At 65.4% G+C, this 13,292-nt stretch carries 8 protein-coding genes; 7 read left to right on the plus strand and 1 reads right to left on the minus strand.

The features are described from left to right. Positions 1–22: 22 nt before the first annotated feature. Positions 23–502, minus strand: coding sequence for a peroxiredoxin (locus ACGHJ7_RS00970; protein ID WP_390473818.1), 480 nt, complete (start codon positions 500–502; stop codon positions 23–25). Between the two features lie 293 nt (positions 503–795). On the opposite strand from ACGHJ7_RS00970, the gene ahcY reads away from it, so the two are divergent. The 7 genes from ahcY (at position 796) to addA (ending at position 13,289) form a co-directional block, all read left to right on the plus strand. Next, complete coding sequence (gene ahcY / locus ACGHJ7_RS00975) at positions 796–2,214, plus strand: adenosylhomocysteinase (protein ID WP_390473820.1); 1,419 nt, start codon at positions 796–798, stop codon at positions 2,212–2,214. A gap of 113 nt (positions 2,215–2,327) precedes the next feature. Next, on the plus strand, positions 2,328–4,670 hold the full coding sequence (locus ACGHJ7_RS00980; protein WP_390473821.1) for an ATP-binding protein: 2,343 nt from the start codon (positions 2,328–2,330) through the stop codon (positions 4,668–4,670). After that, on the plus strand, positions 4,667–5,104 hold the full coding sequence (gene tsaE / locus ACGHJ7_RS00985; protein ID WP_390473823.1) for a tRNA (adenosine(37)-N6)-threonylcarbamoyltransferase complex ATPase subunit type 1 TsaE: 438 nt from the start codon (positions 4,667–4,669) through the stop codon (positions 5,102–5,104). Before ACGHJ7_RS00980 ends, tsaE begins: the two co-directional genes overlap by 4 nt. Further along, positions 5,101–6,090, plus strand: coding sequence for an aminoglycoside phosphotransferase family protein (locus ACGHJ7_RS00990; RefSeq protein ID WP_390473824.1), 990 nt, complete (start codon positions 5,101–5,103; stop codon positions 6,088–6,090). The genes tsaE and ACGHJ7_RS00990 overlap by 4 nt, the downstream gene beginning before the upstream one ends. Next, the gene (locus tag ACGHJ7_RS00995) at positions 6,087–6,803 is read left to right on the plus strand and encodes a nucleotidyltransferase family protein (protein WP_390473826.1); all 717 of its coding nucleotides are present in this window, start codon (positions 6,087–6,089) and stop codon (positions 6,801–6,803) included. Before ACGHJ7_RS00990 ends, ACGHJ7_RS00995 begins: the two co-directional genes overlap by 4 nt. Next, a complete protein-coding gene (locus ACGHJ7_RS01000) occupies positions 6,796–9,783 on the plus strand; it encodes a PD-(D/E)XK nuclease family protein (RefSeq protein ID WP_390473828.1) in 2,988 nt (995 codons plus the stop codon). Before ACGHJ7_RS00995 ends, ACGHJ7_RS01000 begins: the two co-directional genes overlap by 8 nt. After that, a complete protein-coding gene (gene addA / locus ACGHJ7_RS01005; protein ID WP_390473830.1) occupies positions 9,780–13,289 on the plus strand; it encodes a double-strand break repair helicase AddA in 3,510 nt (1,169 codons plus the stop codon). The genes ACGHJ7_RS01000 and addA overlap by 4 nt, the downstream gene beginning before the upstream one ends. Positions 13,290–13,292 lie beyond the last annotated feature (3 nt).

The following is a 13,292-nucleotide window of genomic DNA, read 5'->3' on the forward strand; positions in this document are numbered from 1 at the left end:
TCTTTTCGCCGAGTGGCGAGGCCTAGAGCTGGCCGAGCATGTGCTCCGCGCTGCTGACCGAGAAATCGCCCGGTGCCTCGACGTTTAGCTCGACGACCTTTCCATCGTCGACGATCATAGAATAGCGCTGGCTGCGCTCGCCCAGGCCGAAGCCGCTGCCGTCCATCGTCAGGCCCAGCGCCTGCGCGAAATCGCCGTTGCCGTCGGCCAGCATGGTGATGTCGGGGCTGCCGGCGGATTTCTGCCATGCATCCATCACGAACGGGTCGTTGACCGAAGTGCAGGCGATCTCGTCCACGCCCTTGGCTCGCAATTCGTCGGCTTTCTCGATGTAACCGGGCAAGTGCTTCGCAGAGCACGTCGGGGTGAACGCGCCCGGCACGGCAAACAGTGCGACCTTGCGACCGGAGAAGAAGTCTTTCGCCTGGACCTGTTCCGGCCCGGCCTCGGTCGCCTTCACCAGTTTTGCGTCGGGGAGGGTGTCGCCTTTGGAAATCGTCATGCTCTGGGCATCCTTTCTGTTTGCCGCGAATATCTGCTCCACCAGATAAGCCGCTCCCGGTCGCTTGCAACCATGCGCTGGCGAAATTGGATCGAGTAAGAAAATAACGTCGGCGGGGCGGGGTCCGCAACGAATTTGCGGAGCGTGCAATCAAGGCGCATTTGGCGATATAAAGATATCTTTATATTTGCCCCAGGGGCCCTGTGTCGCTATGTCTTCGGCCAACCTTGTCGCAGCTTTTGCCCTGCATTGGCTGCCCCGTATTCATTGACAATTTTCGAGGAGATTTCCCAATGGCAACCGCCGTCAAGGATCAGGATTACATCATCAAGGACATCGGCCTCGCACAGTACGGCCGGGACGAGATCGCCATCGCCGAAACCGAAATGCCGGGCCTGATGGCCCTGCGCGAGGAATACGGCGAAGCGCAGCCGCTGAAGGGTGCGCGCATCACCGGCTCGCTGCACATGACGATCCAGACCGCGGTTCTGATCGAGACGCTCGTCGCTCTCGGCGCGGAAGTGCGCTGGGCGACCTGCAACATCTTCTCGACGCAGGACCACGCCGCAGCGGCGATTGCCGACCAGGGCATCCCCGTCTTCGCCGTGAAGGGCGAGACGCTGGCCGATTACTGGACCTATGTCGGCCGCATCTTCGACTGGGCGACCGAAGACGATGCCGATCTGACCGCCAACATGATCCTGGACGATGGCGGCGATGCCACCATGTTCGCCCTGTGGGGCGCGCGCCTGGAAGCGGGCGAAACCATGCTCGATCCGCAGAACGCCGAAGAGATCGAGATGCAGAAGGCGCTGAAGAAGTTCGTCGCCGAGCGTCCGGGCTACCTCACCAAGAGCGTCCAGAACATCAAGGGCGTTTCGGAAGAAACGACCACGGGCGTCATGCGCCTCTACCAGATTGCCAAGCAGGGCAAGCTGCCGTTCCCGGCGATCAATGTGAACGATAGCGTCACCAAGTCGAAGTTCGACAATCTCTACGGCTGCAAGGAATCGCTGGTCGACGCGATCCGCCGCGCGACCGACGTGATGCTGGCCGGAAAGGTCGCCTGCGTTGCCGGTTACGGCGATGTCGGCAAGGGCTCTGCCGCCTCGCTGCGCGATGGCGGCGCCCGCGTGATGGTGACCGAGATCGACCCGATCTGCGCGCTCCAGGCTGCCATGGACGGTTTCGAGGTCGTGACGATGGAAGAAGCGGTGAAGCGCGCCGATATCTTCTGCACCGCGACCGGCAACGAAGACGTCATCACCGCCGAGCACATGAAGGCGATGAAGAACATGGCCATCGTTTGCAATATCGGCCATTTCGATAGCGAGATCCAGATTTCCGCGCTCGACAATTACGAGTGGAAGGAAATCAAGGAAGGAACCGACCTCGTCACCTTTCCGGACGGCAAGAGCCTGCTGATCCTCGCCAAGGGTCGCCTCGTGAACCTGGGCTGTGCCACCGGCCACCCCAGCTTCGTGATGAGCTCCAGCTTCACCAACCAGACGCTGGCGCAGATCGAGCTGTTCAAGAACACGGACCAGTACAAGAACGACGTCTATGTCCTGCCCAAGCACCTCGACGAGAAGGTCGCGGCGCTTCACCTCGACAAGCTGGGCGTCATGCTGACGCAGCTTTCGCAAAAGCAGGCCGATTATATCGGCGTGCCGCAGGAAGGTCCGTTCAAGCCCGATCATTATCGCTACTGATTTTTCGGGTCAGCCGATAAAGGGAAGCCCCCGCCGCCTTCACGCAAGGCAGCGGGGGTTTTTCGTTTCCGCAGGCGTTGCATCGGGCGGCCTGCCCTAATAGCTGGAATGCCATGGAATTGTCCTCCACAGCACTGGTCTTCATCGCGCTGCTGCTGGCGGCGTGGACGGCGGCCGCAGCCGGGCTGCTGATCGCGGCGGGTTCGCGCAACCGCGAGGCCGAGGCCAGCCGCCATGCCGCACGTCGCCTTGCCCGAATGATCGACGAGGCGCCGGCAATCCCGCTGCTGGTCCGCAGCGATGGCCGGATCGAAGGGTCTGCACGCCTGGCGCACTGGCTCGGCCTGCCGAAAATGCCCGAATTCCTGAGCGAACTGCACCGTGACGAAGAAACCGGCCTGTCTCCCGAACAGCTGGAGGAACTGACCGGTCATGTCCGCCGCGCACAGAAAACGGCAGCTCCGTTCCGGATGGAGCTGAGCGTACCGGGTTCGCAGCGCAGCCTTGCCCTCAGGGGCAATCTGGCAGACGCGCAGATTTCGCCGGGCGGGGCGGCCATCGTGTGGGTCTTCGATTTCAGCGAGAGCGAGACCGAGCTTGCGCGGATGCGCGAAGAGACGAGCCGGGCGAAGGGCGACTTCGCCGCGCTGGTCAATCTGATCGAGGCGGCGCCCATGCCGATGTGGTTCCGCGGGCGCGATACGAAGCTCAGGCTGGTGAATGCCTCCTATGTCGAGGCAGTCGATGGCGGCACGGCCGACAATGTGATCGCGCAGCAGATCGAACTGGTGGAAAGCGTGGACGGGCTGACCGCCGCGCAAATCGCCGGGCAAGCCTCGCAGCAGGCGCAGCCGATCGAACGCATCGTCCAGGCGACCATCGACGGGGAACGGCGCGCGCTGCGTGTCAGCGACCTGCCGGTCCAGGGCGAAGGCATTGCGGGATATGCCGTCGATATCGAGGATATGGAGCAGCAGGCCCGTGGCCACCGCGCCTATTCCGAAGCGCAGCGTTCCATGCTGGACCGGCTGTCCGTCGGGGTGGCGCAGTTCGACGGGGAGCGCAAGCTCGCCTTTGCCAACCAGCCTTTCCGGCGCATTTTCGGCATTCGGCCCGGCAGCGGAACGCTGGGCATGGCCTTCGACCGCTGGCTGACGGAAGCGCGCGAGGAAAACCGCACGCCGGAGGTCCGCGACTTCCCTGCCTGGCGCAAGGAGCACCTGGAATGGTTCTCGGTCGACCAGGTGCAGGAAGAAAACTGGCCGCTTGCCGATGGAACGCACCTCGCGATCGTGGCGCAGCCGATGCCCGATGGCGGCCTGATGCTCATCGCGGAAGACCGGACCGAACAGCTTGCCCTTTCCGCGACCAGGGACACCATGCTGCGCACCCGGACGGCCACGTTCGACAGCCTGTTCGAAGCGCTCGCCGTGTTCGCGCCGGACGGGCGCCTGCAGGTCTGGAACCGCTCCTTCGCCGCGACATGGGGTGTCGACGAGGCCTTGCTGGACACCCATCCCGCTGCCGACGAATTGCTGGCCGCGATTGCCCCGGGATTGTCGCGCCCGCCGCGTGTGAAATCTATCGGGGAGACGATCCGCAGCGCCACCCTCGATCGCAAGCAAACGGCTGGCCGGATCGCCATGGCCGATGGCCGGACGCTGGAGTTCGCGGGCGTGCCGCTGCCCGATGGCAACGGACTTCTGACAGCGCTCGACGTGACGGCCAACGAACAGGCCGAAACGGCCCTGCGCGAACGCAACCAGGCACTGGAAGCGGCAGACCAGGTGAAGACGCGTTTCCTCGCCAACATGTCCTACGAATTCCGGACGCCGCTCACCTCGATCGGAGGCTTCGCCGAGCTTATCGACAGCGGTGTCGCCGGCGACCTTTCGCCGCAGGGCCGCGAATATACGCAGGCGATCATCGAATCCGTCGGCCGGCTGACCGAGCAGGTCGAGAATGTCCTCGACCTGTCGCAGGGCGAGGCGGGCCTTCTCCCGATCGCCAAACAGAAGCTTGAACTGCAGAAATTCGTGACCGGCATCGTGCGCGAGCGCGAGCAGGCGATCGTCGGGAAGGGGCTGTCGCTCGACCTGCGCGGCAGCCAGACCGCGCGGCTGGAAGCGGACCCGCGCCAGCTCGGCCGCGCCGTGGGCCACCTGCTGGACAATGCGATCGAGGCAACGCCGAAAGGCGGCAAGCTGCTGGTCGATCTGTCGCGAAAGAAGGACGGTGTCAGGATCGTCGTCTCCGACAATGGCCGCGGGATGACAGCAGAGGAATTGTCCCGCGCAATGGACGGCCTGCGCCCTGCCGAAGACGGCGAAGGGCTGGAGCGCCGTCAGGGTCTCGGCATACCGCTCGCCCGGCAATTGGCGGAACTGCATGGCGGTTCGCTGGAAATTCATTCGGAGCGCGGCGTCGGCACGACGGCGATCATTCACCTCCCGTGACCATCGACCTGCCCGATCTGGCCGCGATGGATGCGCTGGGCGCGCGCATCGCCGCACTGCTTAAGCCGGGCGATGTCGTCGCGCTCAGTGGCGGGCTGGGCGCTGGCAAGACCACGCTCGCCCGGGCCATCATCCATGCGCTGGGGCACGAGGGAGAAGTTCCCTCGCCGACCTTCACCATCCTGCAGGAATACGAGAGCACTGCTCCGCCCGTAGTCCATGCCGATTTCTACCGGCTCGAGCATCCTGACGAGGTCGACGAGCTCGGGCTGGACGACTACCGCCACGGCGCTGTCCTGCTGGCAGAATGGCCGGATCATGCAGGCGGTTTCGGACACGAGGCGGGATGCCTCTCTGTAACGCTGGAAAGTGTTGGCGAAGGACGCGCGGCGACTATTGCGCGGGGCCGCGATTGGCTAAAGCGCTTTGCATGAGTGAATTGCCAGACGGAATCGCAGAGTTTCTCGGGAGCGCGGGCTGGGCAGGGGCGGATATCGCCCCGCTCGCCGGCGATGCGTCCTTCCGCCGCTATTTCCGCCTTCGCAGCGGCGATGCGAAAGCAATGCTGATGTACGCCCCGCCGCCGGAGGAAGACCCCGAACCTTTCCTCAAGGTGGCGAAGTGGTTGTCCGAGCACGGGCAACGAGCCCCGCAGATCATCGCGGAGGATGCGGGTGCGGGCTGGGTACTCACCGAAGATTTCGGCGACGACCGGATGCGCGACTGGCTGGATGTCCACCCCGCGGGCGAACTTGGCGCTTATGAAGCGGCGATCGACGCGCTTGTCGACCTGCACCGGCGGCCAGCCGGTCCGTTCGATCCGTACGACATGGCGACCTATCTGCGCGAGGCGCGGCTGTTCACGGAATGGTATTGTCCTGCGGCCGGACTGGACGTTGACGCGGCCGGCTTCGACGCGGCGTGGGAAGAAGCGCTTCAACCCCTGCTCGAACGGCAGGAATCCGGTGTTACCGTGCTGCGCGACTACCACGCGGAAAACATCATGCTGCTCGGTCCCGATGAACAGGGGCATGGCGAGCAGGGATTGATAGATTTCCAGGATGCACTGGTCGGCCACCCGGCCTACGACCTGGTTTCCCTCTTGCAGGACGCGCGGCGCGAAGTTCCCCGCGAACTGGAGGCGAAGATGCTGAAACGCTATGTCTCGGCAAGCGGCGCAGGCGCGGATTTTGCTGGTGATTACGCCCGGCTCGGCGCGCAGCGTAACGCCAAGATCGTCGGCATTTTCACCCGCCTTCACCGCCGCGATGGAAAGCCGCGCTATCTCGATTTCATCCCCCGCGTGTGGGAGGCGATGGAGCGCGATCTCGCCCATCCGGCGCTGTCCCCCGTGGCAGCGTGGTTCGACGAGAATATCCCCGGCACGGTCCGGGCGGATCGCGGCGGCAAGCTCGCATGACCGGTCTTGCCAGCGATACGGCGATGGTCATGGCGGCTGGCATGGGCAAGCGGATGCGGCCCCTGACCGCTTCGCAGCCCAAACCGCTGGTGCGGGTCGCGGGTAAACCCCTGATCGACCATACGCTGGACCGGCTGGGCGAAGCGGGCATCGCGAAGGCGGTCGTGAACGTCCACTATCTGGCCGACTCGCTGGAGGCGCATCTTGCCGAGCGGGAAGCGCCCGCCGTCACGATCTCGGACGAGCGCGCGGAGCTGCTCGAGACGGGCGGAGGCATGGTCAAGGCGAAGGAACTGCTGCCCGATCCGTTCTTCTGCCTGAATTCCGACAATATCTGGCTCGACGGTCCGCAAAATGCCTTTGCCGACCTGTCGCAGAGATGGGACCCGGCCATCATGGATGCGCTGCTGCTGGTGGTGCCGCATGCGCGCGCGCTGAACTTCAGCGGGGCGGGGGATTTCTACCTCGATCCGAAGGGCCGCGTTTCGCGGCGTCGGGCGGACCGTATTGCACCCTTCATCTATACCGGCATTCAGATCGTATCGCACCGCCTGCTTCGCGACAGCATGATAGAGAAATTCTCGACCAATATCCTGTGGAATCGCGCGTTGGAAGAAGGGCGGCTTTACGGCCTGCCATTCACCGGCACCTGGTTCGAAGTGGGCACGCCCCAGGCAATCCGTCCGACCGAGGATGCACTGCAGCGTGGCTGATCGCGCAGGGCCGGACGTCTACTCGATTGCGGCCCACCGCGGCTTCGCCGATGCCCTGGTCGCGGGCCTGCTGCCGCGATATGCGGAAGACGATGTCGGTCTGGCCCGGCTGACCCTGCTGCTGCCAAGTTCACGTGCCGCGCGCACGGTGACGGAGGCGTTCATCAGGCTGCTCGGCGAGACCGGCCAGCAGGGCATGCTGCTACCGCGCATGGTCGTGGTCGGCGATCTCGACCTCGACGATACGCTGGGGCCGCTTCTCGATCCTCTGGACATGCCCGATATCCCGCCTGCGATCGATCCGGTACGCCGCCTGTTCGTACTGGCCGACATTTTGCGCGACGAGATGGGCCGCGATGCCCCGCCTGCGCCCGCGCTGGTGAAGCTGGCGCGCGATTTCGGTCAGACGATGGACCGCTTGCTGGTAGAGGAAGTGACGCCGGACGAATTGCTGTCCGACAGGGTGCTGCAATTGTTCGGCGATCTTGCCGGCCACTGGCAGAAAAGCCTGCACCGTTTCGCGGTCGTGCAACGCAAATGGCTGGCCGAGCTGGAGCGGCTCGATGCAGTGGATGCCGGTACGCGGCGCAACCTGTTGTTCGATGCGGCGGCGCGTGCATGGCGCACGAATGCTCCCGAAAACCCCGTAGTGGCAGCGGGTGTGACAAGCGCATCGCCGTCGCTGGCGAGGCTGCTGAAAGTCGTGAGCGAATTGCCTCAGGGGGCAGTAATCCTGCCCGATCTCGATCTCGGCATGGAGGACGAGGTGTGGGATGAACTGGGCAGGGCCGGAGCCCGCCCGACGCCTGAAGACGCCCCGTTCGCCAAGGGTGATGCAGCGACCCATCCGCAATATCATCTCAAGCTGCTGCTCAATCGCATGGGTGTGGCGCGGGGCGAAGTCCGGCACTGGCATCGCCGCGGCATGGGCGCTGCGCCGCCGGAGCGGAGCCATGCCATCGGGGCGCTGTTCCTGCCTCCGGAGGCGAGCACGTGCTGGGTCGACCTTCCCGCCGATCGCCGCCGCCTCTCGGGGGTGCGGCTGATGGAGAGCACTTCTCCCGAAGCAGAGGCGCAGGCGATTGCGCTGCTGGCGCGGCAGGCGTTGGAAACACCGGAGAAGCGGGTCGCCGTCGTCACTCCCGACCGTGCCCTCGCGCGGCGCGTGGTCCAGCATTTGCGGCGCTGGAATATCGAAGCCGACGACAGCGCCGGCCGCCCGCTGTCGCAAACACCCGCCGGGCGCCTGCTCCTTTTGCTGGCTGAGGTCGTTGCAGAGGATGCGGCGCCCGTGCCGCTTGTCGGCTTGCTCGGCCATCCGCTGGTTCGCCGGGGCGAGGAAAGGCGCGCGCATCTTGCGGCTCTCAGGGCATTCGATCGCCGCCTTCGCGGACCGCGGCAGGCCCCGGGGCTCGACCCTCTGGACCCGGTTGCAGCGAAAGCCGGGGTGGCAGAATGGTGGAGCGACATCAAAACCGTTCTCCTGCCGCTGGTCGGTGCCGCGCAGGACATGACCCTGTCGGACAGTCTCGACCTGCTGGTGACGGCAGGCGAGGCATTGTGCGGCGAGGAGCTCTGGGCGCAGGAAGATGGACGGGCGCTGTCCTCCTTCATCGAGGACTGGAGGCTGTGGTCGCGCGAAACCGGCTTCGCCATCGATCCGCGGGACCTGCATACGGTCCTGCTCGACGCGCTGGGAGACATCGCCGTTCGCCCACCTTATGGCGGCCATCCTCGTATCGCGGTCTACGGCTTGCTGGAAGCGCGGATGAGCCGCGCCGACATGGTCGTGTGCGCGGGTCTCAACGAAGGAAACTGGCCAGCGCGAACCGGCGCGGAGCCGCTTCTCGCACCGGCAGTCCTGCGCGCATTGGGCGTGCCATCGGCAGAGTTCCGGATCGGCCTGTCCGCCCACGACCTCGCCGGGGCGCTTGGCGCGCCTGAAGTCGTGCTCAGCCGGTCGCAGCGCGATGCGGACGGACCGGCTATCGCCTCGCGGTTCTGGCTGCGGGTGAAGGCCCTGCTTGGCGGCGATCTGCGCGCGTCGCATGAAGAGACGCAAATTCCGCACATCGCCGAAGCGCTGGACAAGCCGGACGAGGTGACGCCGGCGACCCAGCCAAAACCCGTGCCGTCACACGCGCAGAGGCAGGTTCCGGTTTCCGTCACCGCGCTCGACCGGCTGCGGTCCGATCCCTATCAGTTCTATGCCGCGCAGATCATGGGCTTGCGCGACTGGGACAGGCTGGACGCGGAGCCGACGCCTGCCTGGCAGGGCGAGCTCGCGCACGACATCCTCGAGCGCTGGCATCTCGAAGAGGGCGAGATGCACGCCATTGCGCAGGAGCGGCTGCAGGAAATGAACGCCCATCCGCTGACGCGGCACCTGTGGGAGCCGCGCCTGCTGCGCGCTCTCGACTGGGTGCAGCAGACCCTGGATGCCGATGGCGAGCGCGAGCCTGTCCTGTTCGAACGGCGCGGCGAGATCACCTATCGCGGCGTCTCCATTAATGGCCGCATCGACCGGCTGGACCGGTTGTCCGATGGCAGTTTTGCAGTCGTCGATTACAAGACGGGCAGCCCGCCATCGGGATCGCAGGTCGAGGCGGGCTATGCCCTCCAACTTGGCACACTCGGCATCATGCTGGAAAAAGGCGGCTTCGAGGGGTTCGAAGGCTCTGCCGAAGCCTTCGAATACTGGTCGCTGGCGAAATCGAAGTCGAGCGAGACCGGGTTCGGCTATATCGAGACACCTTTGAAAACCGGCAACAAGCGCAGCGGCATCCCGCCGGAAGAGTTCCTGCCCAAGGCGCTGTCCTTCCTCGAAAATGCGCTGGACGACTACATTCTCGGCAGCGCCCCGTTTACGGCGCGCCTCAATCCCGACGCACCGGGATACGATACCTATGACCAGCTCATGCGGCTGGAGGAATGGCTGGGACGGGACCAGGACGAACCTGCCGGGGGAGAACGCGCATGAGCGGCGAAGTCCATGCGCTGAAGGGCGCGCAGGCCGATGCGGTGAATCCGGGTGACAGCGTATGGCTGTCGGCCAGCGCCGGGACCGGCAAGACACAGGTGCTGTCCGCCCGTGTCCTGCGCCTGCTGTTGCAGGAGGATTGCCGTCCGGAAACCTTGCTCTGCCTGACATTCACGAAGGCGGGTGCGGCCGAGATGGCGACCCGGGTGAACGACGTGCTGGCGCGCTGGGTCCGGCTGGACGAGGTGAAGCTGGCGGGGGAGCTCAGCGCCATCGGCGCACCGACCGACAGGGAAACGCTTCGGCGCGCGCGGACCCTGTTCGCGCAGGTGCTCGATTGCCCGGGCGGCGGCCTGCGGATCGATACGATCCATGCCTTCTCGCAATATCTCCTGGCGGCGTTTCCCGAAGAGGCTGACCTCCTGCCCGGCACCCGTGCCATGGAAGACCGCGACCGCGTCCTGCTTTCCCGCGAGGTCCTGACCCGGGTCATCGCCGATGGCACCGACGCAGAAAGGGATGCGCTGGCCGATCTCAGCGTGCGTCTCGGCCCCGACGGAGCTTTTGGCTGGCTGATGCAATGCGCTGGCGCACGCGAGGCCTGGTTCGGCCCTGCCGGATGGCAACCGCCGATGCGAGGGAGGCTGCTGCAGCTGTTCGGCCTGCCGGCGGATATCGATGAAACGGCCATAGCCGATTTGTGCAGCGACGAGCGTTTCGACATCGCCTCCCTGCGTCGTTGCAGGCAGACCCTGGCGGACTGGGACACGAAGACGGGGCGCGAGGCGACCGAGTTCATCGACGGCTGGCTGTCGTCAGCCAGCGCCGATCGCTATCGCACGCTGGACGGTTTTGCCGGAACGCTGTTCACTATGACCGGCACGCCGAAGGGACTGTCCAATATCCTGAAGCGGGATCCCGACTATGCCGAACCGGTCGAGCGCGTGCGGGAAAACCTTGCCGCGATAGAGCAACAGGCGCGCCTGTTGGCGCTGGCCGAATGGCTGGCGCCCGCCCTCGCGCTGGGGCGCTCGTTTGCCCTGGCGTGGGAAGAGGCGAAGACCCGCGAAGGACTGATCGACTTCGATGACCAGATCCGCCGCGCTGCGCAATTGCTGTCCGACAAGGATATGGCCGGCTGGATCCGATACAAGCTCGATCGCCAGTTCGATCATATCCTGGTCGACGAGGCACAGGACACGAATGCGGCCCAGTGGTCCATCATCGACGCCCTGACGGAAGACTTCTTCACCGGTATCGGCCAGCAGGGCGACAAGCTGCGCACGATATTCGTGGTCGGCGATTACAAGCAGGCGATCTTCCGCTTCCAGGGAACCAGCCCGGAAAACTTCGCCATCGCGAAACAGGCCTATGCCACGCGCATTGCCGAGGCAGCGGCGGCCGCTCGCGAGTTTGCACGCGATAATCGCAGCGCGCCGCCACTGGCCCTGCGCGACCTCCAGGACCTCGACCTCGATCGCAGCTTCCGGACAACGCAGCCGGTTCTCGATTTCGTGGACGAGGCGGTAGATGCCATTGGCTGGGAGCAACTGGGGCTGAAAGAGCCGCCTTCGAAACATCGCGGCGCGCCGCAGGCAGGCTATGTCGAATTGTGGCGACCGGTCAGCGCGAAGGAGGAGGACAGGCAGGACGAGGGCGAACAGGCCGACGATAGCTGGCTGCCCGGACCCGAACGCAGCATGGCCGACCGGATCGCGGCACAGGTTCGCAAATGGCTCGACGAGGGACACCCTCTTGCAAAGGGGAGCGAGCGCATGGCGGGCCCGGGCGACATCATGGTGCTGGTCCGCAAGCGCAAGGAACTGGCCGGTCTTATCGTTGCCCGCCTTCATGCAGCCGGCGTGCCGGTTGCAGGGGTGGACCGGCTGAGGTTGGGCGCACCGCTGGCCGTGAAGGACCTCGTCGCGGCGCTGCGGTTCGGGGTGAACCCGCTCGACGATCTCAACCTGGCCCATGTCCTCGTCTCCCCGCTTGGCGGTTGGACGCAGGACGACCTGCTGCATCATGGCTATCGTCCGCGCGGCGTCGCCCTGTGGGACCACTTGCGCCGTTCGGAAGACCGGCTGGTAGTCGCCTCCGTCGCGAAATTGCGCGATCTGCTTGCCCGGATGGATTTCGAACCGCCCGAAGCGCTGCTGCACTGGATGCTGGCAGGGCCGTGGAACGGGCGGCGCAAGCTGGTCGGCAGGCTGGGCAGCGAAGCGAACGACCCGATAGACGAACTGGTCAACGCAGCTTTCGCCTATTCCGCGTCGCACGTGGCCAGCACAGCCGGCTTCCTTCAATGGTTCGACGCGGGCGAGGGCGAGGTGAAGCGGGAGGCAGGCGGCAGCGGCGGCCTCGTCCGCGTGATGACGGTACACGGATCGAAGGGATTGCAGGCTCCCATTGTCATTCTTGCCGATGCTACCGGTAATCCGCACGCATCGCGCCATTCGGGCCTGTCGCTGGCCGCCGATAACACCGGCGATTCCCGGCTTCCGCTTCCCCCGATCGGCAAGGACGACCGGCTCGGCCCGCTCGCCGAAGAGGACGAGAGGCGGAAGAAGGAGGAACTGGAGGAGCACTGGCGCCTGCTCTACGTCGCAATGACCCGCGCCGAAGAAGCGCTGTATGTCGGCGGTGCGCTGGGGCTGAGAGAGGACGAGCCGAACGAGGATAGCTGGTACGCCCGCCTTGCGCCGCTGGTGGATGGCACGTTCTATGAAGACCCGATCTGGGGCGGCACTGCAGGATATGGCATGATGCCCGAGGTGGAGCCGCAGCAGGTTGGTGCACCGAACGCGGGTGCCGGGCTGATTGATGTGCCCGAATGGGCGACCCGGCTGATCGGTCCCGAGCCGCGTCCGCCCCGTCCGCTCGCACCGTCTGCCGCCGGAGACGACCGCGGGGCCGACCCGCCGCTTCCGCCGGAAATCGCGGCGCAGGCCGCGCGGCGCGGAACCGTCATCCACGGCTTGCTGGAAAGGCTGCCCGATGTCGCGAGGGAAAAACGCGCGGAGGCGGGGCAGCGCTGGCTTGCCCGGCAGGCCGCCGACTTCGACGAGGAAGCACGGGGAGGGATGTTGCAAGCTGCCCTGTCCGTCCTGGACGAGGCAGGCTTTGCCGACCTGTTCACCCCGCGCTCCCTTGCGGAAGTGCCGCTGACGGCCATTGTCGGTGGGCAGGTGATCAGCGGCACGGCGGATCGCCTGCTGGTGACGCCCGGCCGTGTCCTCGTGGTCGATTACAAGACCGCCCGCCGCCCGCCGGAACGTCTCGAGGATATTTCACGGTCGATCCTGTCGCAGATGGCAGCCTATGTCGCGGTGCTGGAAGCGATCTATCCCGGCCGGACGGTAGAGGCCGCTGTCCTGTTCACCCAGACGCCGCAATTGTTCGTCCTTCCGGATGCCGTTCTCGCCCCGCACAAAGCCGCGTTGCAGGGGCAGCAGGAAAGGTTTGCAGGGCCGGGCGTTGATGAGACGCAGGCACCGCCTAGGTAGCGT

Source organism: Altererythrobacter sp. MTPC7 (genome assembly GCF_042851395.1).
Taxonomy (GTDB): domain Bacteria; phylum Pseudomonadota; class Alphaproteobacteria; order Sphingomonadales; family Sphingomonadaceae; genus CAJXSN01.